At 69.6% G+C, this 20,477-nt stretch carries 21 protein-coding genes; 7 read left to right on the top strand and 14 right to left on the bottom strand.

Annotation, left to right across the window (positions count from 1 at the left end; translation table 11 throughout):
• Positions 1-2: 2 nt before the first annotated feature.
• Entirely contained in the window at positions 3-734 is a 732-nt protein-coding gene (locus tag ACSMFO_RS13615) for a UDP-N-acetylglucosamine acyltransferase (RefSeq protein ID WP_436458882.1), read from the bottom strand.
• A gap of 158 nt (positions 735-892) precedes the next feature.
• On the opposite strand from ACSMFO_RS13615, the gene ACSMFO_RS13610 reads away from it, so the two are divergent.
• Genes ACSMFO_RS13610 through ACSMFO_RS13600 form a run of 3 tightly spaced genes read left to right on the top strand, consistent with a single transcriptional unit; the run spans position 893 to position 3,481 of the window.
• The gene (locus ACSMFO_RS13610) at positions 893-1,999 is read left to right on the top strand and encodes a DegT/DnrJ/EryC1/StrS family aminotransferase (protein ID WP_038507491.1); all 1,107 of its coding nucleotides are present in this window, start codon (positions 893-895) and stop codon (positions 1,997-1,999) included.
• Entirely contained in the window at positions 1,996-2,955 is a 960-nt protein-coding gene (locus ACSMFO_RS13605) for a Gfo/Idh/MocA family protein (RefSeq protein WP_038507488.1), read from the top strand. Before ACSMFO_RS13610 ends, ACSMFO_RS13605 begins: the two co-directional genes overlap by 4 nt.
• 31 nt (positions 2,956-2,986) lie before the next feature.
• Positions 2,987-3,481: a hypothetical protein gene (locus ACSMFO_RS13600; RefSeq protein ID WP_436458881.1), complete on the top strand. Its 495-nt coding sequence runs from the start codon at positions 2,987-2,989 to the stop codon at positions 3,479-3,481.
• Here ACSMFO_RS13600 and ACSMFO_RS13595 read toward each other — a convergent pair.
• The 8 genes from ACSMFO_RS13595 to ACSMFO_RS13560 form a co-directional block, all read right to left on the bottom strand.
• A complete protein-coding gene (locus ACSMFO_RS13595; protein WP_436458880.1) occupies positions 3,471-4,208 on the bottom strand; it encodes a hypothetical protein in 738 nt (245 codons plus the stop codon). The two genes, ACSMFO_RS13600 and ACSMFO_RS13595, sit on opposite strands and share 11 nt — an antisense overlap.
• On the bottom strand, positions 4,205-4,714 hold the full coding sequence (locus ACSMFO_RS13590) for a SigE family RNA polymerase sigma factor (RefSeq protein ID WP_037333490.1): 510 nt from the start codon (positions 4,712-4,714) through the stop codon (positions 4,205-4,207). The genes ACSMFO_RS13595 and ACSMFO_RS13590 overlap by 4 nt, the downstream gene beginning before the upstream one ends.
• A 46-nt stretch (positions 4,715-4,760) precedes the next feature.
• On the bottom strand, positions 4,761-5,321 hold the full coding sequence (locus ACSMFO_RS13585) for a copper resistance CopC family protein (protein ID WP_436458879.1): 561 nt from the start codon (positions 5,319-5,321) through the stop codon (positions 4,761-4,763).
• 159 nt (positions 5,322-5,480) lie between these two features.
• Positions 5,481-5,897 (bottom strand): Uma2 family endonuclease, encoded by a 417-nt coding sequence (locus ACSMFO_RS13580; RefSeq protein WP_436458878.1) that lies wholly within the window; start codon positions 5,895-5,897, stop codon positions 5,481-5,483.
• A 330-nt stretch (positions 5,898-6,227) separates the two neighbouring features.
• Positions 6,228-6,854 (bottom strand): acyltransferase, encoded by a 627-nt coding sequence (locus tag ACSMFO_RS13575; RefSeq protein WP_038507474.1) that lies wholly within the window; start codon positions 6,852-6,854, stop codon positions 6,228-6,230.
• Positions 6,841-8,037: a glycosyltransferase family 4 protein gene (locus ACSMFO_RS13570; protein ID WP_436458877.1), complete on the bottom strand. Its 1,197-nt coding sequence runs from the start codon at positions 8,035-8,037 to the stop codon at positions 6,841-6,843. The genes ACSMFO_RS13575 and ACSMFO_RS13570 overlap by 14 nt, the downstream gene beginning before the upstream one ends.
• A 26-nt stretch (positions 8,038-8,063) precedes the next feature.
• Positions 8,064-8,993 (bottom strand): NAD-dependent epimerase/dehydratase family protein, encoded by a 930-nt coding sequence (locus ACSMFO_RS13565; protein WP_038507469.1) that lies wholly within the window; start codon positions 8,991-8,993, stop codon positions 8,064-8,066.
• A 7-nt stretch (positions 8,994-9,000) separates the two neighbouring features.
• The gene (locus ACSMFO_RS13560) at positions 9,001-10,131 is read right to left on the bottom strand and encodes a DegT/DnrJ/EryC1/StrS family aminotransferase (RefSeq protein WP_016330652.1); all 1,131 of its coding nucleotides are present in this window, start codon (positions 10,129-10,131) and stop codon (positions 9,001-9,003) included.
• A gap of 104 nt (positions 10,132-10,235) precedes the next feature.
• On the opposite strand from ACSMFO_RS13560, the gene ACSMFO_RS13555 reads away from it, so the two are divergent.
• A complete protein-coding gene (locus tag ACSMFO_RS13555; RefSeq protein ID WP_436458876.1) occupies positions 10,236-13,358 on the top strand; it encodes a BTAD domain-containing putative transcriptional regulator in 3,123 nt (1,040 codons plus the stop codon).
• On the opposite strand, the gene ACSMFO_RS13550 is transcribed toward ACSMFO_RS13555, so the two are convergent.
• Positions 13,337-14,023: a hypothetical protein gene (locus tag ACSMFO_RS13550; protein ID WP_436458875.1), complete on the bottom strand. Its 687-nt coding sequence runs from the start codon at positions 14,021-14,023 to the stop codon at positions 13,337-13,339. The two genes, ACSMFO_RS13555 and ACSMFO_RS13550, sit on opposite strands and share 22 nt — an antisense overlap.
• Positions 14,020-14,238, bottom strand: a complete 219-nt coding sequence (locus ACSMFO_RS13545; RefSeq protein WP_038507458.1) for a hypothetical protein — start codon at positions 14,236-14,238, stop codon at positions 14,020-14,022. Before ACSMFO_RS13545 ends, ACSMFO_RS13550 begins: the two co-directional genes overlap by 4 nt.
• Before the next feature lie 143 nt (positions 14,239-14,381).
• Here ACSMFO_RS13545 and ACSMFO_RS13540 point away from each other — a divergent pair, with 143 nt between their 5' ends.
• Together ACSMFO_RS13540 and ACSMFO_RS13535 are read left to right on the top strand one after the other, a co-directional pair.
• Positions 14,382-15,479: a C45 family autoproteolytic acyltransferase/hydolase gene (locus ACSMFO_RS13540; RefSeq protein ID WP_436458874.1), complete on the top strand. Its 1,098-nt coding sequence runs from the start codon at positions 14,382-14,384 to the stop codon at positions 15,477-15,479.
• Entirely contained in the window at positions 15,476-17,011 is a 1,536-nt protein-coding gene (locus tag ACSMFO_RS13535; protein WP_436458873.1) for an MFS transporter, read from the top strand. Before ACSMFO_RS13540 ends, ACSMFO_RS13535 begins: the two co-directional genes overlap by 4 nt.
• Before the next feature lie 9 nt (positions 17,012-17,020).
• Here the strand turns inward: ACSMFO_RS13535 and ACSMFO_RS13530 are convergent, their stop codons facing one another.
• Both ACSMFO_RS13530 and ACSMFO_RS13525 read right to left on the bottom strand, forming a co-directional pair.
• A complete protein-coding gene (locus tag ACSMFO_RS13530) occupies positions 17,021-17,572 on the bottom strand; it encodes a nuclear transport factor 2 family protein (RefSeq protein ID WP_436458872.1) in 552 nt (183 codons plus the stop codon).
• Positions 17,569-18,165, bottom strand: coding sequence for a TetR/AcrR family transcriptional regulator (locus tag ACSMFO_RS13525; RefSeq protein ID WP_038507446.1), 597 nt, complete (start codon positions 18,163-18,165; stop codon positions 17,569-17,571). Before ACSMFO_RS13525 ends, ACSMFO_RS13530 begins: the two co-directional genes overlap by 4 nt.
• An 80-nt stretch (positions 18,166-18,245) precedes the next feature.
• Here ACSMFO_RS13525 and lhgO point away from each other — a divergent pair, with 80 nt between their 5' ends.
• Positions 18,246-19,442 (top strand): L-2-hydroxyglutarate oxidase, encoded by a 1,197-nt coding sequence (gene lhgO / locus ACSMFO_RS13520; protein WP_378422263.1) that lies wholly within the window; start codon positions 18,246-18,248, stop codon positions 19,440-19,442.
• On the opposite strand, the gene ACSMFO_RS13515 is transcribed toward lhgO, so the two are convergent.
• Positions 19,439-20,443 carry a DUF3558 family protein gene (locus tag ACSMFO_RS13515; protein WP_436458871.1) on the bottom strand — a complete coding sequence of 335 codons (1,005 nt, stop codon included), beginning with the start codon at positions 20,441-20,443 and terminating at the stop codon, positions 19,439-19,441. The genes lhgO and ACSMFO_RS13515 overlap by 4 nt on opposite strands.
• Positions 20,444-20,477: the final 34 nt, after the last annotated feature.

Raw genomic sequence — 20,477 nt, 5'->3', positions numbered from 1 at the left:
TCCTAATGCTCGTCGCGTGGACGGGCGTCCCACGCCTTCACCAAGGTAGAGAGGTCGCCGGGCAGCCGGTCGGCCAGCCCGTCCTCAGGGAGACCGGCCTTACCCTTCAGCCACGGTCCCAGCGCCTCGATGGCGGCCTCGTCCAGGCCGCGGCGGGACAGGCCCACCGTGTTGACGCCGGTCACCCGCGCGGGGTTGCCCACGGCGATGGTGAACGCGCCCACCTCCTTGCGGACCGCGGAGCTCATCCCGACCATCGCGCCGGGGCCGATGACGACCCGCTGGTGCAGGATCGCGCCCATGCCCAGGTTCGCCCCGGACCAGATGTGGCAGTGGCCGCCGGTGATGACGTTCGACGCGACCGTGACGGCGTCCTCGACCAGGCAGTCGTGGGCGATATGCGAGCCGCGGAGGAAATAGCCGCCGTCGCCGACGGTGGTGGTGCGCCAGGTGCCCTGGTGGACGCTGACGTACTCGCGGATCCGGTTCCGGCTGCCGATGACGACACCGTGGCCGTCGTGATCGGGATCACCGTTCGGCGCGCCTTCCCAGGCCGCGGGGTGTTCGCGGCCGCGGTCCTCGCCGGGGGTCCCGATGGTCACGTGCGGGCCGATCCAGTTACCGTCCCCGATCCGGGTGGGGCCCACGATGACCGTGAACGGTCCGATGACGTTGTCGTCGCCGAGCTCGACACCCTCGCCGATGACTGCTGTCGGGTGGATGCGGTTCACCACGTGAAGATCCGTTCGTTGTGGCTGGAGGCAGCCTGGGGTAATGGGCGCTTCGGCGGTCCCGGTAACGTGTGGCCCGCGCCAGAGGGGGCGGCCGGGCGCAGAACCGGCGGCTCACTGTACCGGACGCACCAGAACGCCCAGTCGAGAGAGACTTGCAGATGATCCCCATTACCGTGGTCGACGTCCGTGACGCGGAGGACCTCGTCGTCGAGGTGCTGCGATCCGGCGCCATCGCACAGGGACCGATGGTCAAGCGCTTCGAGGACGCGTTCGCGAGCGTTTCCGGCACGAAGCACGCGATCGCCGTCAACAACGGCACCACCGCGCTGGTCGCCGCCATCCAGGCGCTCGACCTGAAGCCGGGCGACGAGGTCGTCACCTCGCCGTTCACCTTCGTGGCGACGCTGAACGCGATCCTGGAAGCCGGCGCGACCGTCCGCTTCGCCGACATCCGGCGCGACGACTTCGCGATCGACCCGGACGCCGTCGCCGCCGCGATCACCGACCGCACCAAGGTCCTCATGCCCGTGCACCTCTACGGACAGACGGCCGACATGGGCAAGCTCGCGCCGCTGGCCGCCGAGCACGGTCTCAAGATCATCGAGGACTCCGCGCAGGCCGTCGGCGCGTCGTTCCAGGGCAAGCCGTCGGGTTCCTTCGGGATCGGCTGCTTCTCCTTGTACGCCACCAAGAACGTGACCACCGCCGAGGGCGGCGTGATCACCACGGACGACGACAAGCTGGCCGACAGCCTGCGGGTGCTGCGCAACCAGGGCATGCGCGCCCGGTACCAGTACGAGGTCGCCGGGCACAACTACCGGATGACCGACCTGCACGCCGCCGTCGGAATCCCGCAGCTGGAGAAGCTGGACCAGCTCACCGCCGCCCGCCAGGCCAACGCGAAGCGCCTTTCCGAAGGTCTCGCCGGCACCCCGGGTCTCGACATCCCGCAGGTCCTGCCCGGCCGCGAACACGTGTGGCACCAGTACACCGTGCTGGTCGGCCCGCACGCCTTCCTCTCGCGTGACGAGCTCGCCGCCGCGCTCACCGAGCGGGGCATCGGCAACGGGATCTACTACCCGAAGATCGTCTTCGACTACGACTGCTACCGGAACAACCCGCTGATCCCCGACGCGAAGGTCGAGGACTTCCCGGTGGCCGCTTCCGTCGCCGCGCAGGCGCTTTCCCTGCCGGTGCACCCGCACCTTTCCGAGTCCGACCTGGACACCATCATCGAAACGGTTCGCGAGGTACTCGGCGCATGACCACCCACAAGATCGCCCTCATCGGCACCGGGAACATGGGCTCGCTGCACGCCCGTGTCCTCGCCGCGAACGAGCGCGTGGACCTCGTCCGCGTGATCGACCCGCGCGAAGAGGCCGGCCGCAAGGTCGCCGATCGCTACGAAACCCAGTGGACGCCCGAGATCGGCTCGCTGTCCGATGTGGACGCCGTCGTGCTCGCTTCGGCCACCGAGGCGCATTACGAGCTGGCGCAGGAGATCCTGGGCCAGGGCAAGCCGATGCTGGTCGAGAAGCCGGTGTGCAACAGCCTCGAGTTCTCCCAGGAGATCGTCGGGCTCTCGGCGAAGAAGGGCATCCCGCTGATGTGCGGGCTCCTGGAGCGCTACAACCCGGCCGTGATGACCGCGAGGGCGCTGGTCAACGAGCCGATCCACCTGATGGCCCGCCGCCACGGCCCGTACGCGCCGCGGATCAAGACCGGTGTCGCGTGGGACCTCCTGGTGCACGACGTCGACCTGGCGATCCAGTTCTTCGGCGGCGCGACCCCGCAGCGGGTCGCCTCCGGTGCCGGCTACTTCCACCCGAGCTCCGTCGAAGGCGCCGAGGACACCATCGAGACGGTGCTGTCGTTCGAGTCCGGCCTCGCCACGGTCTCGGCGTCCCGGCTCGGCCAGCGCAAGGTCCGCTCGCTGTGGGTATCCGAGCTGGACCGCATGATCGAGATCGACCTGCTCCGCCGCGACGTCACCATCTACCGGCACGTCTCGCACGACTCGGTCACCGAGGACGGCCTCGGCTACCGGCAGCAGACCGTCATCGAGATCCCGGAACTGGTCACCGCGCGCGAGCCGCTCGCGACGCAGCTGGACCGGTTCGTCGACCTGCTCGAAGGCAAGGTCGACGTGGACGTCGAGCGGGACCTGATCCTGCCGTCGCACGCCGTCGTCGACCAGGTGCTGACGCAGGCCGCGGCCTGACCTTTCGCGGCGGGGGCGCTATCTTGCGCTGGTGCCCAAGACCCTGAAGCGCGCGACGACCGTACTCGCGCTGGCGGCCCTGACGTGGATGATCACGTCAGGGCTGCTTTCGCTCATCGACGCCGCGTTGACCGCGGACGCCGAAGCCGCGGAGGGCATCCGCCTCCGCTCGGAGGACACGGACCCGCCGGTCATCGTCTGGATCCTCGTGATCGGCGTCGTCCAGATGGCGCTGTGCCTGCTGACGCGCTCGGGCCGGAGCTGGGCACGAGTGCTCCTCACCTGCTCGGCGGCCCTCGTGAGCCTCATGTTGCTGATCACCGTGGTCCACGCGGCGGTGACCATCCTGGACGCGACTGCGGCGGGCGAGGGCCGGCAACTGCCGGTCCCGGGGATCGTGCTCGTCGTGATCGACGCGTTCGCCCTCACGGGAACGGTGCTCGGACTCGTCGGGTTGTACCGGCCCTCGGTCAACGCCTATTTCGCCGAAATCCGGCGACAGCGCCCTGAGTCGCTCACTTCGTGAGCCGCTGGCCCTTCGCGTCGTACGCGACGAGCGGGGTCAGCACGTACGGCGACTCCACCTGGCCGGGGCTGAACCAGAAGATGACGACCGACGGGTCCTCACTCCACGGGATCACCTTGGCCTCGACCGGTTTCCCGCGGACGGTGCTGGTGACCCGCACCGCCGGACCGGAGAAGTAGCCGAACACCGGTACGAACGTCCCCCGGATCACGTCGCCGCCGTCCACGGCGTGGAAGCCGAACGATCGGTCGGATCCCTTGAATTCGTTGGCGGCCAGGAGCGCCTCGTACTCGCCCGCGCCGGTCCGGTACGCGACCTGAAGACCGAACCGGACGTCCGGCATCGACGGCTCGTCGATCTCGGACGCGTAGATCACCAGCTCACGGCCACCTTCGCCCTTGTACCCGAGCGGAATCACCTCCCCGAACGGAGCGTCCGAGGGTGCCGCCGTGATCGACGGGCTCGCCGGTGCCGGAGCCGGGGCGGACGCGACGGGCGCGCTCGCGGCGGGCGGAAGCGGCTGCTGAGCGGGCTCCCGCAGCGCGACCGCGCCGACGATGACCAGCACCGTCACCACGGCGGCGGCGACCCCGCCCGCGCCGGTCGCGAGACGGCGGCGACGGCGGATACGCCTGCCCTTGGTCATGATCGCGCCGAGGTCGGGTTCGGCGAACCCTTCGGCGGGCGGTTCCCGCAAAGCCGAACGCAGCGTCTCGAGGTCGGTCATCGTCCCAGCCCCCCGATCAGTTCCGTTCCGTCCTCCGCGGTGATCCGCAGTTTGGTCAGGGCGCGGGAATTGGTGCTCTTCACGGTGCCGACCGAGACACCCAATTCGCCCGCCACGTCGGATTCCTTCAAGTCGAAGAAGTGCCTGAGCACCACGACGGCTCTCTCCCGGTCTGTGAGCGTACGCAACGCGTCAAGCAGCCATTTCCGCTGGACAACGGCACCGGCGACATCCATGCCGCTCGGCTGCTCGGGGATGTCCTCCGTGGCGTTCTCGCGGATCGGGCGCCGCCAGCCGTCGATGACGTGGTTGACGAGCACCTGCCGCGCGTACGCGTAGGCGTCCTTGCGGCGTACCCGCGACCAGGCCGCGTACGTCTTGGCGAGCGCCGTCTGGGTGGCGTCCTCCGCTTGATGACGGTCGCTGGTGAGCAGGAAGGCCGCATGCTGAAGACGGGTCGCCGAGTTCCGCACGAACTCGACGAACTCGTCATCGCCGCGAGCCACCCTGGTCCTCATCTCCGTTCGACGGTTGACCACCTGAAAGGTTGCTTTAGTCCTTCCGGCGAGTGAACCGGAGCGCGACGACGATCCCCGCCACGACCACGGCCACCGCGAGGACGATCCACACCCAGGTGGGCACCAGGTCTTCGGGAGTGGTCTCGCCGGCCTGCGGTGCCGGGGCCGCGCTACTGGCCGGAGCCGGGCTGCTCGTCGGGGCCTGGCTCGTCGGGCCCGGTGCCGGCGCGCTGAGGTTGAACTTCACCGAGCCGCTCGTGGCGTGCGTGTCCTCGAAGGTGACCTTGTAGCGGAGCGTGTACTCGCCCGCGGGGCCGACGGCCTGGACCGGCGCCGTGACGACCGTTCCGGCGACCTCCGCGCGGCCGACCGTCCACGACGCGTTCTCGGGGCCGGTGATCTGGATCGGATTCTGGTCGGCGAGGGTGACCGGGCCCGAGAAGGTCAGCTTGATCTGCGTCGGGGGCGTCGCCAGCGAAGCGCCCCTCGCCGGGTCACTGCTCTTCAGTTCCGAATGGGCCAGCGCCGGGGACGCGGTGCCCAGCAGGGCCAACCCGGTGACCAGCAACGACGCACCGAACCGCTTGAACCTCATCAGACACCCTTCTCACCGGGGAACTCCCCCGCCGAGCCTAGTAGTCGGGCCGGGAAGGGCGTTGGTTCCGGCTCGTGATCAGGGGCGCTGCAGCTTTGTCGAATGTCATGAACGACCCTTTCCTGACGTTTTTCGTCAGGAAAGGGTCGTTCATGACATCTAGGGGCGCTGCGCGTGGCGGGTGGTCAGCGCGTCGAGATCGAGCGTCAGCGGAATGCCGTCGAAGTCGAGGCTCACCTTTCCGGTGTGCTCGCCGAAGTTCTCGTACTCGCCGTCGATCAGGCGGTACGTGGTCATGCTCGCCGGTTCTTCGAGGTCGACGATCCAGTAGTGCTCGATGCCGACTTCGGCGTATTCGGAGAACTTGGTGACCCGGTCGGTGCGGACGGTTCCCTCGGAGAGCACTCCGGCGAGGGCGACCAGATCCGGAACGCGCACGTCCAGGAAGTACGCCAGTCGCGTGACCGCGAGTTGGTGCCGGGTGTCCAGGAACGGAGCAGCGACCAGGACGCCGCGCCGTACTTCGGCCCGGTTCCGCGGCATGGCCGCCCAGTCGTCGAGAGTCACTTGAGGCATCGGCATCGAACGTACTGCGGAATCGAGCCGGAATTCATCACTCGACACAGTGGTGGACGATCGCGCTCTTGCGGAGCCGCACACGCAGCCTGGGCTGAAGGCTCCCTTCGTCGTGTCTCATGCGGCGAAGGGAGCCTTCGCCCCACGCCACACGCACCGTCCGGTCGAACGCGCACAATCGTCGAAGCGCCAGCGGGCAGCCTGTGCAGTGGGTCGTAAGACCGCACTCGCGTGATCGAAGCCGGAACTCGCGTGACCAGAGGCGGAACACCGAGTGCGGCATCCAATCACGCGAGTTACGTGCCTGATCACGTGACGGCGGCCCCGGAGCTATTCCGTGAAATCGCCTGCCGGGGCGCCCCAGGAACCGGCGGCGTCCCCGCGTTCCTCGGCCAGCGCCCGCCGCCGCGCGTTTTCGGCGCGCACACGCTCCACTTCGGACTGGATGTACTCGTCGTCGTACTTCTGGAAGACGCGCGCCGGGTTGCCCGCCACCAGGCTGCGCGGCGGGACGTCCTTGGCGACCACGGAATTCGGCTGCACGGTGGCGAAATCGCCGATCGTGACCCCGGCCATGATCACCACGAGGCCGCCGATGAAGCAGCCTTTGCCGATTTTCACGGGTTTGCGTTCGATGAGGTCGCTGCCCGAGTGGTTCTGCAGCGTCATGTTCGCGAGCCAGCTGGAATGCGTGAAGATCAGCGTGTTGAGGCCGATGCTGGTGTGCTCGCCGATCTCCAGCCCGCCGCTCGCGTCGAGCGCCGCGCCTTCGCCGATCCAGCAGTGTTCGCCGATCTTCAGGTTCTCCGGGCTGATGATCTTCACGCGTTCGCGGACCCGGGTCGACTCCGGCAGCCCGTAGAAACGAGCGCGCTCGGCGTCGTTCATGTACTGCGAAACGAGTTCGGTCAGGATCTGCGGGCGCAGCCGGTTGCTGCGCTCGTCATCGAAGAACATCGGCCTCGGTCACCAGTTTCTCGAAAGTACGCAGGTGTTCTTCGGCGACGACGTCGAGGCCGAAGTTGGCCCGCACCATCGCGCTTTCCCGCTGTGCCACCAAAGCCCGCTTCTCCGGATCGTCGAGCAGTTCGATGACGGTGTCCGCCACCGCCTCGCTGTCGTCCGGGCGCACCAGCAGGATGTTCTCGCCGTTGCGCAGTTCGATGCCCGGGTAGTTGTCCTCGGTGACCGAAGCGATGGTCGCGGTGCCCGAGAGCATCGCCTCCAGCGACGCGGTGCCGCAGCCGCCGTTGAGGTCGTGCGTGACGATGTCGGCGGCGGCGAAGTACGCGGGCACGTCGGCCTTCGGCACGGCGCCGGTGACGATGATGGCGTCCGCGACCCCGAGTTCTTCCGCTCGCTTGAGGAAGACGTCGTGATACACGCGGCCGACGACGACCACCTTCACGCCGGGGTGTTTGTCCAAAATGGACGGAAGTGCTTCGACCAGCGGGAGCCGGTTGCGCAGCGGGATCACGTGCCCGAGCGAGACGATCACCGGACCGTCGCCCAGCCCGTGCTCGGCCCGCACATCCTTCGTAAGCGGCTTCTCGAAGTTCCCGGTGTCGACGGCGATCGGGAAGTAGTCCGAGTTCGCGTCGCTCGTGCCGTAGCGCTCGACGCAGTAGTCGACGCCGAGCTTGTCGAGGATGACGTACCGCGGCTTGAGATAGCGCAGGATCGGGTTCACCAGCACGGTGTCCAGGAACCGGAAGACGCCGCCGTACAGCTTGTTGTCGCTGATCAGCAGCGTGTGGATGGTCAGCAGCATCGGCAGCTTGTGCCGCCGCGCGTACCGCCCGGCCAGCCACGACAGGTCGAAGAACTGCCCGTGCAGGTGGATCGCGTCCGGCTTGAACTCGTCCAGCAGCTTCCGCAGCCGTCGCCAGTTCCCCGGCCGCAGCGAGGCGAAGCTCATGTCGAAGTCGATCGACAGGCCCAGCTGCGGCATCTTCACCGCGGGCAGGCGGACGACGCGGTAGCCGTCCTTCGTCTCGTCGGCCGGGGCGTCGGCGTACGCGGCGGTGATCGCGAGCACCTCGTGCCCGCGCGCCGCGTACTGCTCGGCCAGGGAAGCCGCCATGTGCGCGCTTCCGCCCACCCTCGGCGGGAAGAAGTTGTTCACCACGGCGATACGCATGGGGCGGCTCTCCCCTGGCCCGGCGGTCACTCGGAGGCCTTCACCAGTTCGTACATGCCTTCTTCCACCGAGATCTTCGGCTCCCAGCCGAGGATCTCGCGGGCACGGGTGATGTCGGCGGCACGCCGCGAGACCAGCACGTCGCGCTCGTTGAACAGCGGCTCGACGTTCACGCCGACGGCGTCGATGAGGATCTTCGCGAGCGTCGCGATGGAGGTGTCGATACCGGTGCCGATGTTGATCGGCACGTTCGCCTTCTCCGATTCGAGCGCGGCGACGACGGCACGGGCCAGGTCGGTGACGTGCACGAAGTCCATCGACTGGTCGCCGCGGCCGTCGATGATCGGCGGCTGGCCCGCGCGCAGGCGCTGGATGAAGTGGTTGATCACCGACGTGTAGTAGGCCTCGATCTTCTGGCCGGGGCCGTACACGTTGAAGAACCGCAGCGCGTTCCAGGACAGGCCCTTGGTGCGCTCGTAGAAGCCGAGCATGTCCTCGCCCGCGCGCTTCGAGATGCAGTACGGCGTGAGGGGCTTGAGCTCGTCGTCCTCGTGCATCGGCAGCCGCTTCGGGTCGCCGTAGACGGACGCGGTCGAGGCGAACACGACCCGCTCGACACCCTCGTCCGCCGCGGCGGCGAAGACGTTGTGGTTGCCGACCATGTTGATGTCGATGGACTCGTGCGGGTCGGCGACCGACTTGTTGATCGACACGGTGGCGAAGTGGATGACGTGCGTGCAGCCGCGCATGGCCTCACGCACGGCGCCGCCGTAGCGCACGTCCTTCTCGACCAGTTCGACCTTGCCGGTGGCGACGAACTCGTTGATCCTGGCGCGGTCGCCGCGCGTCATGTTGTCGAAGACGCGGACGGTGTAGCCGCCTTCGATCAGCATCGGGATGACGTGCGCGGCGATGAAACCGCCGCCCCCGGTGAAGAGGACCTTCTTGTCGGGCATTTCTCTCCTAGCTCGGCAGTGCGGCGCTGACGGTCCCGATGACCCGGTCGACCTGGGCATCGGTGAGGTTGGCGTGCATCGGGATGGCGAGATGACGGGCGAAGAGGTCCGCCGATACCGGCAAGGTCTGCTTCTTGCCGTAGATGGGCTGGAGGTGCGAGGCGTAGGTGCCGAAGTTGCACTGCACGCCCTGCTCGCGGATCCGCAGCGCGAGCGCGTCGCGGTCGATCTCCGGGGCCACGGTCAGGATGTAGGCCTGCCACGGGTGTTCGCGGTCCGGCAGTTCCACCGGGACGTCGATACCGGGCAGGTTCTCGAACGCCTCGTGGTAGCGCTTGGCCACCGAACGGCGGGCCGAGAGCAGGTCCGGGAGGCGGTCGAGCTGGACGTTCATGATCGCGGCCTGCACGTCCGAGAGCCGGAAGTTGTAACCCAGCTCGTGGAACTCCGGGATCGGCAGCGCGCCGGAACCCTCGCGGGTGATGGCGGGCTCGATGCCGTAGGTGTGCAGCTTGCGCGCGTGCGCGATGAGGTCTTCGCGGTCCGAGACCAGCGCGCCGCCTTCGCCCGCGGTGATGCCCTTGCGGCCGTGGAAGGAGAACGCGGCGAGGTCGGCGAGGCTGCCGGCCGGGCGGGTCTTGTACGTCGCGCCCGCGGCGCAGGCGGCGTCCTCGAAGAGCCACAGGCCGTGCTTGTCGGCGATGGCGCGGTACTCGTCGAAGTCACCGGGCTGCCCGGCCACGTCGACGGCGAGGATGCCGACCGTGCGCGGGGTGATCAGCGCTTCGATCGACGCCGGGTCGGCGCTCCACACGTCCGGGCGGATGTCCGCGAAAACCGGGGTCGCGCCCGCCTGGAGCACGGCGTGGCCGGTGGCGGGGAACGTGTAGTCGCCGACGATGACCTCGTCGCCCGGCTTCACGCCGAGCACACGCAGCCCGAGGAAGAGTGCCGAGCCACAGTTGCTGGTGGTCAGGGCGTGCGCGGTGCCGACGGTCTTCGCGAAGCGTTCCTCGAAACGGCGGCAGGCGGGACCGGCACCGGCCAGCCAGCCGGACCGGAACACCTCCGCCACCGCGGCGAGCTCTTCGTCGCCGACGGTCGGCTGACCGAGGACCACGGGTTCGTGCTCAGACATACCTCTCCCATTGCGTGGGGACCCGGCGAAGTGTATAGACGCCATTCGGCGGATCTCGGGCGGGCTGGATCCGCCCAGGTAAACGACGTCCTACTCTTTGACTCATGCGATTCGGCGTTCTGGGGGCGACGGAGGTGCGCCGCGAGGACGGCACCACCGTCCCGGTCGGCGGCCCGAGGGTCCGGACGCTGTTCGCGTTGCTCGCGCTGGAGGCGGGCCGCGTCGTCCCCGCGGAGCGGCTCATCGACGGCCTCTATGGCGAGCAGCCACCCGATGGGGTGGCGAACGCGCTGCAATCGCAGGTCTCGCGGCTGCGTGGCGCGCTGAAGGAGCTCGCGCCCGTCGAGTTCAGCCCGTCGGGTTACCGCCTCGTCGTGGACCGCGACGACGTCGACGTCCACCGGTTCGAGCGGCTCGCCGCCGAAGGACGGCGCGCTCTCGCGGCGGGAGACGCCGCGAAGGCGGCCGAGCTGCTTCGTGACGCTCTCGGTCTCTGGCGCGGTCCGGCGTTCGCGGACATCACCGACGCGCCGTTCCGCGACCCGCAGGTCACGAGGCTGAACGAGCTGAAGACGTCGGCGATCGAAGACCGCGTCGAGGCCGAACTCAAGCTCGGGAGACACGAAGACGTCCTCGCGGAGCTTCGCGAGGTCATCGACGAGCAGCCACTGCGGGAACGGCCGCGCGCGCTGCTGATCCGCGCCCTGCACGCCGCGGGCCGTCACGCCGACGCGCTCACCGCGTTCGAGGACGCCCGCCGGGTCCTGGCCGAGGAACTCGGCGCGGACCCCGGCCCCGACCTCGCCGCCGCGCATCTGGCCGTGCTGCGGGGTGAGACGCCGCCCGTCAAGACCACAACCGCGCCGCTTCCCGCGCAGTTCACCAGCTTCATCGGCCGCGAAGGCGACCTTCGGCACGTGCTCGACCAGCTGGACCGTTCGCGCCTGGTGACGCTGACCGGCCCCGGCGGGACGGGCAAGACCCGGCTGGCCATCGAGACCGCGGCCGCGATGGACCTTCCGGCGGTCTTCGTCGAACTCGCGCCGTACACCGAGGACGCCGACGTCGCGCACGCCGTGCTGACCGCCCTCGGCCTGCGGACGGTCGCGCTCGGGGCGGTCACCGCGCCGGTGGAGAACGCGCCGCTGGAGCGCCTGATCGACGCGCTGGCCGATCGGGCGGTACTGCTGGTGCTCGACAACTGCGAGCATCTGGTCGAGGCCGCCGCGAAACTGGTCGCCCGGCTGCTCGGCGCCGCCGCGGCGCTGCGGGTGCTCGCCACCAGCCGCGAACCGCTGGGCATCACCGGCGAGATCGTCTCCCCCGTGCCGCGGCTCGCCGTGCCGCCGCCGGGCACGCCGCCCGCCCGGTCGCTGGAGTTCGCCGCCGTCCGGCTGTTCGCCGATCGCGCGCAGGCGGGTGATCCGGGATTCGCCGTCGACGACACCACCGCGGGCGACGTCCAGCGGGTCTGTGCCGCGCTCGACGGGTTGCCGCTGGCCATCGAGCTCGCCGCCGCACGCGTGCGGGCGCTGCCGATCGGCGAGATCGCGGCCCGGCTGGACGACCGGTTCGGCTTACTGTCGCGAGGCAGCCGGACCGCCGAGACCAGGCATCGCACCCTGCGCGGCGTCGTCGAGTGGAGCTGGGATCTGCTCGACGAGGACGAGCGTCTGCTGGGCAGGCGGCTGACCGTCTTCGCGGGCGGGACGACGCTGGCCGACGCCGAGGCGGTCTGCGGCGTGCCGGACACCGCGGAACTGCTTCCGTCCCTTGTGGACAGATCACTCGTCGAACGCGGCGGCGACCGGTACCGGATGCTCGAAACGATCCGGGCCTTCTTCGCCGGGAAGCTCACCGAAGCGGGCGAAGCCGACCGGATGCGGCGCGCGCACGCCGAGCATTTCCTCGCCCTCGCTCAGGAGGCGGACCCGCGCCTGCGCACCGGCGACCAGCTCGTCTGGCTCGACCGGCTCGACGCCGCCTACGACGACCTCCTGGCCGCGTTGCGCTGGGGCGCGGAATCCGACGTGCGCGTCGCGCTCCGGCTTTCGGCTTCGATGGTGACGTACTGGTGGATGCGCGGTCGCCGGTTCGAGGGCTCGACGCTCTGCTTGGAAGTGGTCAAACGCCTCGGCGAACGGGCGCCGGACGGTCTCGAAGAGGAGCACCAGCTCTGCGTGCTCACCGCCGCCGCGGGATTGCGGGGCCATGAGGCGCTCGACCGGCACCTGCCGCTGGTGGAAGGCCTCATGTCGAGCCTCGTCAAGGCACCCCGGAACCCGGCGCTGCTGCTGTTGATGGGTGTCGTGACCGGCCCGCCCGGTGACGACGACGCGCTGCTCGAACGCAGCCGGGTGCTGCTGGCGAACAGCGACGACTGGAGTCTCGCCCTCTCGCCGACCGGCTACGGCCTCCGCGCGCTGATGCAGGGCGATCTCGAAACGGCGGAGGAATTCCTGCGCGAGGGGGCAAAGGCGTTCCGCTCGATCGGGGAACGCTGGGGCCTTTCCATGGCCCTCGATCACCTGTCACAGGTCCTGATCTGGACGAACCGGCAGACCGAAGCCCTCGAAACGATGAACGAGGCCCTGCGGCTGATGCGGGAGCTCGGCGCCTCCGACGACAACGCGGACCTGCTGTGCCGTCGCGGCGGCAGCAAACTGCTTCACGGTGACGCGGCGGGCGCGCGGGCGGATTTCGAACTCGCCATCGAGATCGCGCGCCGGGCCGGGATGCCCGAAAGCCGGGCGGCCGGATATGTCGGGCTGTCGTTCCTCGCCCGGCACGAGGGCGATCTGGCGGCGGCCCGCGCGTTGAGCGAACGCGCGCTCGCGGAGTGTTCCGGTGGTTCGTTCGCGGCCGAAGGGGTGCGTGCCGGCGCGAAGATCTCCCTCGGCTGGGTGCTGGCCGCCGAGGGCGACGTCGACGGGGCCGAGGAGCTGCACCGGCTGGCGCTGGTGTCGGCGGACGGCTGGCACGACAACACCACCGTGGCCCTCGCCGTCGAAGGCCTCGCCGGGGTCGCGCTACTGCGCGGCGACGCCGAGCGGGCGGCGGTCCTGATCGGGGCGGCGGTGACCATCCGGGGCACCTCGTTCGCCGTCGATCTGGACGCCGCCCTGCTCAGGACGACCGTGAGGGAGCGGCTCGGCGACGACTTCGACCGGGCCTATCGCCGGGGGCTCGGTGTGCGCGGCGCCGCTCAATTGACCGGGAAACTCTGACCGCCCACCGGCTGGATCCCCTGTGGCGCGAAGCGGCCGATGGCATCGGCGAAGTGACGTTGGTCGAGTTCGCTGTCCTGGACCGCGACGTACAGCGGTGCCGCGTTGACCGGGACGGCGCCGAGCCGGGTCATCCCGGGACCGACCGGGTCGATGGTGAGCCGGGTGACGTCACGCCATGGCACGACGGTCCGCTCGATCCGGACCCCCACCGCGTCCAGTTCGAAGAGCACCCACTGCTGGTCGTGCAGCGACTTCACGTAGGCGATGGCCGCGCAGCCGACGGCGATCGCGACGATCCGCAGCGCTCCAGGCCCTTCGATCGCGCCGACCAGGGCGATGAAGCCGAGGACGACCACGACCATTCCGGTCAGCTTCGCGGCGCCGACCAGGCCCGCGTTCGGCTTGTGCACCCGGAACCGCACGGCGCGCATCAGGTGCTTGGTGAGCACCCCGCCACCGACCGCGGCGGCCAGGCCGAACATCGTCACCACCAGCGAAACCGGCGAGAAGTCCGCGAAGACGTTGTACCCGGCGACCAGTGCGACGAAGCCGCCCACGACGGCCAGCATCAGCGCGAGCTTTCCCTTGCGCACGTCCTGTTCGCGGCGTTGGAGCGAGGCCTGGTCCGGTGCGGCGAGGAAGCCGCCGTCGATGTTCCTCATCGGGCATCACGCTGAGCTTCGGCAGCCGCGCGACGCTCACGCTGGCGGCGGTCGAGGACGTACAGCAGGGCGCCGGCACCGGCGCTCACGACGGCGTAGAGCAGGTCCTGCAGGCCGTCCTCCGGGTAGCCGGTGGAGAACTCGACCATCGCGAGCGCGACGAAGAGGACGCTGATGACGGCCCCGCCGATGATGTACACCTTGTTGCTGAGCATGGTTTCCCTCGCTTGTCGTTGCCTTGGTGAGGTCACTTTCGCGCGGGGCACATGACATTCCGATGACAAACACTGTCAAGCACTGACAAGCGCTGACAGCCATCGGTGCGCGGACGGTCAGCGGTCGCGGAGACCCTCCGGACATGACTTACGCAGCTGGATCTCCCGAAGACTTCCTCGCCGTGCGACACCTGACGTTGCGCGGCTCCCAGGCCGAGATCGGCCGGGCGCTCGGTGCCGAGGTGAAGGCGCGCTCGGACTGGTCGCCATCGTCGATCGACCCGCTCGCGGCCAGGGCGCGGCGCACCTGGTTCGCGCGGAACTGGCCCGAGTACGCCGGACGCCTGGCCGGGTTCGCCGAGGCCTACGGGCTCCCGGCCGACGCGGCGGTTTCCTTCGACGACGCGAGCGCGCTGCCCGCCGGGTCGGGGTGCTCGGCGCTGTGGACGGGGAGCGCGCTCGGCCGGAACTACGACTTCTTCACCATGAGCTGGACCCAGCTGGGTGCGGTGCTGGCCGGGGAGGAACCCGTGGACGACGGGACCGTGCCGATGGCGTCACGCCCCTATGTCCTGACGACGATCCCCGACGACGGCATCGCCTCGACCGTGCTCACCATGTCCACAATGGACGGTGCGACCGAGGGGGTCAACGAGGCCGGGCTGGTCGTCGCGTTGCTGATGGCCGACGTCGAAACGGCCGCGCCGCTGGAGCACGATCCCGGCCCGCAGGCGGGTCTCTCGGTCATGCAGGTGTGCCGGTATCTGCTGGACACCGCCGAAAACCTCGACCAGGCCAAAGAAGCGCTGATGCTCGCCAAGCAGTACGCGCACGGCGCGCCCTGTCACTACATCGTCGCCGACGCCTCGGGCCGCGGTTTCGTCTACGAGCGCGGGGCGAACGACATCGAGTACTTCGTCGAGGTCGCCGACGGGCCGCTGTGCGTCACGAACCACCTGCTGCACCTGCACCCGGACGTCGACTCGCTGCCGGAGGACACGCCGGAGACCATGCGCACCTACGAGCGGCTGCGCACCGTCACCAAGGAAGCCGGCTCCGGGCCGCGCGCCGCGCTCGACACGGTGTCGTTCGCGGTCGAGCCCGGCGCACCGTGGCGGACGTTGTGGCGCAGCGTCCTCGACCCGGCGGCCCGCACCCTCAGCACCCGGTTCTACCTGGGTGACGGCGAGAACGGCACCGCGCGGCACTCGCCGGAACTCACCTTCGGGGTGTCGCGGTGACCATCGGCAAGGGCCGCAAGATCGGCACCGTCGCGGTCTGCGTGCTGGCGCAGCTGCTGATCGCGATCGACCTGACCGTGCTGCATCTGGTGCTGCCGTCGCTTTCGGAGCAGATGCACCCGTCGACGACGGAGCTGCTGTGGATCGCCGACGCGTACGGCTTCGCGCTCGCCGGGCTGCTGATCACGATGGGGAACATCGGCGACCGCGTCGGCCGGAAGAAGCTGCTGCTGATCGGGGCGTCGCTGTTCGGGGTCGCTTCGGTGATCACGGCGTACGCGCCGACGGCGGAACTCCTGATCGCCGCCCGCGCGCTGCTCGGGGTCGCCGCCGCGACGCTGATGCCGTCGACCCTGTCGATCGTGCGGAACGTGTTCACCGGCAAGGAACGCGCGGCCGTGATCGGGGTTTCGAGCGGGCTGACGATCCTCGGGTTCGGGATGGGGCCGCTCGTCGGCGGGTTCCTGCTCGACCATTTCTGGTGGGGTTCGGTGTTCCTGGTCAACGTGCCCGTGGTGGTGGTCATGGTGATCGCGGGCGCGTTGATCCTGCCCGAATCGAAGAACCCCGCCCCTGGCCGGATCGACGTCGTCAGCGTGCTGCTGTCGATCGCCGGCATGGTCGGGATCGTCTACACGATCAAGGAAGTCGCGTACAAGGGCTGGGGGCACTGGGACGTCGCGGTCGCCGCGGTGCTCGGACTCGGCTGCCTGCTGGCGTTCGTCCTGCGGCAGCCGCGGCTGGCCGAACCGCTGATGGATCTGAAGCTGTTCGCGCGGCGGGCGTTCTCGGCGACCGTCGGCACCACGATCCTGGCGATGTTCGCGCAGCTCGCGGTCTCGCTGATGTTCGCGCAGTACCTGCAGCTGGTGGCGGGCTGGTCTCCGTTGAAGTCCGGGCTCGCCGGGCTGCCCGGGATGGGCGGCGCGATCGTCGGCGGGGTGCTCGCGCCCATGGGGATCAAGCTCTTCGGTCGCGCGATCACCATCGGGCTGGGCTGCGCGCTGTCGGCGGTCGGGTTCGCGCTGTACTCGGGGATCGGCGTGACGATCGTCTACCCGGATCTGCTGGCGGCGATGATCGTCTTCGGCGTGGGACTGGCGCTGATCCTCACCGTCGCGACGGACACGGTGCTCGGCGTCGTGCCGAAGGCCAGGGCGGGCGCGGCGTCGGCGATCTCCGAAACGGCGACCGAACTCGGTGGGGCGCTGGGGATCGCCGTCCTCGGCAGTGCGCTCGGCGCGCTGTACCGGAGCGAACTCGTCATCCCGCCGGGCGTGCCGCCGGAGGCGATCTCGGACACCCTCGGCGGGGCCGTCCAGATCGCGGCTCAGTTGCCGCCGGAACAGGGGGCTTTGGTCCTGGCCAACGCGAAACTGGCGTTCGTCGACGGGTTGCAGGTGACGATGCTGTGCTCGGCGGGGTTGATGGCGGTGCTGGCGGTGAGTGTCCTGTTCACGTTGCGCGGGGTGCCGAAGGTCCTCGAAGACCCCGAAGAGGAGCCTGCTCCGGTCGCTGCCCCGGTGGGCTGAAGGGGCCCTTCACCGAATAAGACGCGGTGAAGGGCGCTTTCCTCGCATGAGATGCGGGGAAAGCTCCCTCCAGCCCCTCGGGCCGGCGAGCGGGACGGCGCGCCGGTCGCCCGACCGCACCATGGCCAGCAGGGGTTTCGCGGCCACCGCGAGCAGCCGGGCCGCGAAGGTGCGGCCGTTGCGGCGCGCGATGTCCGGGCCGAAGGCGTCCATCAGCGCGACGAGCCCGGGCAACGGCCGCACGAACAGCGTCACTTCGGTGATCAGCCCGTCTTCGCCGATCTTCAGCACCGCCGCCTCTTCGATCTCCTCGTCGCCGATGCGCGCGGTGTAGACGACGACGCGCGTCTCGCCGTCCCCGGTGTCGGTGTGGAACCGGACATCGCGCAGATGCGTGTACGCGACTTCCAGCAGCGGCCCGAGTTCCGCGTGCCCGGTGAACCGGACCCGGCTCGTCAGCGGTGAGTGCACCACGACGTCCGGCGCGAAGGCGCTCAGCGCCAGGTCCACGTCCCGGGTCTCGAGGGCGCGGCGATACCGCTCGGTGGTTTCGATGCTCATCGGTCCTCCTGGATCAGATTCCCCAGTCCGCGCCACAACAGATCCGTCGTGAGCGCGACGACTTGCTCCCGCGGGATGTCGCGGTTGTCCCACCACCAGGTGGCGATGGCGTTCAGCGCGCTCTTCGCCGCTTCGGCGAGCGCTTCGTTCGCGCGGTCGCGCGGCAGGTCCGCGGTCAGCGCCAGGCCGGGGACCTGGCCGAACACCTCGGTCAGTCGCGCGGTCGACCTGGCCTGGCCGCGCCGGTGCACCTCGGCGACACCCTCGTCGGACGGCGTCTCGGCGAAGATCATCCGCCAGCCGCGTTCGTTCGTCTCCATCCAGGCGAAGATCGCCGCCACCCTGGCGCGCAGCAGCCCCTCGGCGGTGTCCGACGGCGGCAGGTCGGCCCATCCGGCCAGCAGACTGTCCACTTCGGACTCCAGCAGGCCGGCGTACAGCGCCGCCTTGGAAGGGAAATGGTCGTAGAGCACGGGCGTGCTGATCCCCGCGGCCGTCGCGACCTCGCGCATCCCCGCCGCGTCGTACCCGGACGCGGCGAACACCCGCGCCGCCGCGGCCAGGATGCGCTCCCGGCGTTCTTCCCTGCTCAACCGCTTACCTGACATCGGTCAGGTACGCTACCACCTAACCTGACAGCTGTCAGGTAGCGCTCCGGGTAACCTGGTCGATCGTGCGCACAGTCGTAGTCATCGGGGGCGGGATCGTCGGTCTCGCCACAGCCTGGGAACTGACCAAACGGGGTCTGGACGTCACGGTGCTCGAGAAGGAGGAGCACTGGGCGGCCCACCAGACCGGGCACAACTCCAACGTCGTGCACGCCGGGCTCTACTACAAGCCGGGTTCCTTCAAGGCCAGGATGTCCACCGCGGGCAATCGGTCCATTGTGGACTTCGCCCGGCAATACGGGGTGCCGGTCGAGGTGTGCGGCAAACTCGTCGTCGCCACGTCCGAAGCCGAGCTTCCGGCGCTCAAGGTGCTCGCCGAACGCGCGGAGGCCAACGGGGTCCCGGCCAAGCTGATCACCCCGAGCGAGGCCCGCGAGTACGAGCCCGAGGTCTCGTGCGTCGCCGCGTTGCGCGTGGAGTCCACCGGCATCATCGACTTCCCCGCCGTCTGCGCCGCACTGGTGCGGCTGCTCGACGAGTCCGACGCCGACCTGCGGCTCGGCACGCCCGCGCTGGGGATCCGGCCCGGCCGCACCGGCGGCGTCGAGGTGGCGACCGGCGACGACGTGATCCACGCGGACGCCCTCGTCAACTGCGCGGGCCTGCACGCGGACCGGGTCGCCCGGCTCGCCGGGCTCACCCCGAGCGCGCGGATCGTGCCGTTCCGCGGCGAGTACTACGAACTGAAGCCCGAACGCCGCCATCTGGTGCGAGGCCTGATCTACCCGGTCCCCGACGCGTCGCTGCCGTTCCTCGGCGTGCACCTGACCCGCATGCTCGACGGCAGCGTGCACGCCGGCCCCAACGCCGTGCTCGCGCTGCGGCGTGAGGGCTACACCTGGCGCGACGTGTCGGCGAAAGACCTCGCCGAGGTCGCCCGTTTCCCCGGTGTCTGGCGGCTCGCGCGCAAGTACGCGTACCCGACCGGGCTCGACGAGGTCCGCCGGTCGTTCTCCCGCCGCCGCTTCGCCGAAAGCCTCGCGCGGCTCGTGCCCGCCGTCACCGAGGACGACATCGTGCGGCACGGCTCCGGGGTCCGGGCACAGGCGCTGCGCCCGGACGGCGCCCTCGTCGACGACTTCCTGATCGAGACCGCGCGGAACCAGGTGCACGTCCTCAACGCGCCCTCACCGGCGGCGACCAGCGCGCTGGAGATCGCGAAGCACATCGCCGACGAGGTGACCGGCCAGGCCGTGTCCTAGGAGGACGGCGGCAGGTTCGTGTTCAGCAGCGGAACCGCGGCCTTGATCACTTCGCACGCCTTCGCGGGGTCGTCGAGGTTGCCCGCGATGATCGCCACCGTCGACGTCGCGGTGATCGCGATACCCGCCGCGCACAGTTTGCTGCCCGACTCGGTGTAGATCTTCCACTTGCGCCCGCCCGACTCGAAGTCCTGCGGTTCGCCCTGCGAGATCAGCGTCGGAGTCTCGTCCATCGCCGTCGCCGGGTAGAACCAGAGGTCGAGCGCCTTTTCGCCCTTTTCTCCGTCGGTATCGGCCCATTCACAGCCGACCTGGTTCGGATCCGAGGTGGACTTCATCGGTTCGCCGGTGGGGGCGAGCCGCAGCTGGGCGGTCTGCTCGGGCTTGAGCATGGTGCACGGATCGGTGCTCACGAGCGGACCGCCCGGCTCGGCGGGCTTCTGCCCCGGCGGGGCGGTGATCTGCGGGTTCTGCTCCCCGCCCGGCAGCTTCGACGCCACGGCCGGGGCCGCCGCCTTGGCGAGGTCGCACGCGTTGCCCTCGGTGTGGTCGGGGCTCTCGCTGGAGATCTCCACGAACGAGTCCGGCGTGAGCTCCGTGCTCAGCGAGCAGTAGGTCGGCCCGAGGATGGTGGCGTACCGCGTCCAGGTGAAGCCGCCGATGCCGAACTTCTCGCCGGACTGGGCGCCGTTCATGTACTCGTTCACGGACAGGTCCTTGCTCAACGCGACCTCGAGGCTCGACGCCTTGCGCACGCCCTCCAGCTCGCGGAACCGGCAGACCGCGGGCACCTTCTGTTCGGGTTTGGCGGGGCGCTCCGCTCCGGGATAGGTGACTCCCAGCGCGTTCGCGTGTTCCTCCGAGAGCAGTGTGCACGGCTCGGCCTTCGTGATCACCGGTCCCTGTCCGGGCACCGGCGCAGCCGTACCGGCGATCGTCGACGTGCAGCCGCCGAGCGTCAGCACCGCCAGCCCGATCGCGAGCGAGTTCCGAAACCGCATGCGTCCCCTCCTCATCGGCTCGCACACTACTTGT

This window comes from Amycolatopsis sp. w19, from assembly GCF_051373225.1.
GTDB lineage: Bacteria > Actinomycetota > Actinomycetes > Mycobacteriales > Pseudonocardiaceae > Amycolatopsis > Amycolatopsis japonica.
Note: the sequence above shows the minus strand (reverse complement) of the source record. Positions and strands in the feature narration are given on the sequence as shown.

Bases quoted from the DNA above. Each gene is read 5' to 3' on its own strand.
- ACSMFO_RS13610 (WP_038507491.1), top strand. From the start codon at position 893: ATGATCCCCATTACCGTGGTCGACGTCCGTGACGCGGAGGACCTCGTC.
- ACSMFO_RS13605 (WP_038507488.1), top strand. From the start codon at position 1,996: ATGACCACCCACAAGATCGCCCTCATCGGCACCGGGAACATGGGCTCG.
- ACSMFO_RS13595 (WP_436458880.1), bottom strand. From the start codon at position 4,208: ATGACCGACCTCGAGACGCTGCGTTCGGCTTTGCGGGAACCGCCCGCC.
- ACSMFO_RS13585 (WP_436458879.1), bottom strand. From the start codon at position 5,321: ATGAGGTTCAAGCGGTTCGGTGCGTCGTTGCTGGTCACCGGGTTGGCC.
- ACSMFO_RS13580 (WP_436458878.1), bottom strand. From the start codon at position 5,897: ATGCCTCAAGTGACTCTCGACGACTGGGCGGCCATGCCGCGGAACCGG.
- ACSMFO_RS13575 (WP_038507474.1), bottom strand. From the start codon at position 6,854: ATGTTCTTCGATGACGAGCGCAGCAACCGGCTGCGCCCGCAGATCCTG.
- ACSMFO_RS13570 (WP_436458877.1), bottom strand. From the start codon at position 8,037: ATGCGTATCGCCGTGGTGAACAACTTCTTCCCGCCGAGGGTGGGCGGA.
- ACSMFO_RS13565 (WP_038507469.1), bottom strand. From the start codon at position 8,993: ATGCCCGACAAGAAGGTCCTCTTCACCGGGGGCGGCGGTTTCATCGCC.
- ACSMFO_RS13560 (WP_016330652.1), bottom strand. From the start codon at position 10,131: ATGTCTGAGCACGAACCCGTGGTCCTCGGTCAGCCGACCGTCGGCGAC.
- ACSMFO_RS13555 (WP_436458876.1), top strand. From the start codon at position 10,236: ATGCGATTCGGCGTTCTGGGGGCGACGGAGGTGCGCCGCGAGGACGGC.
- ACSMFO_RS13550 (WP_436458875.1), bottom strand. From the start codon at position 14,023: ATGAGGAACATCGACGGCGGCTTCCTCGCCGCACCGGACCAGGCCTCG.
- ACSMFO_RS13545 (WP_038507458.1), bottom strand. From the start codon at position 14,238: ATGCTCAGCAACAAGGTGTACATCATCGGCGGGGCCGTCATCAGCGTC.
- ACSMFO_RS13540 (WP_436458874.1), top strand. From the start codon at position 14,382: ATGACTTACGCAGCTGGATCTCCCGAAGACTTCCTCGCCGTGCGACAC.
- ACSMFO_RS13530 (WP_436458872.1), bottom strand. From the start codon at position 17,572: ATGAGCATCGAAACCACCGAGCGGTATCGCCGCGCCCTCGAGACCCGG.
- ACSMFO_RS13515 (WP_436458871.1), bottom strand. From the start codon at position 20,443: ATGCGGTTTCGGAACTCGCTCGCGATCGGGCTGGCGGTGCTGACGCTC.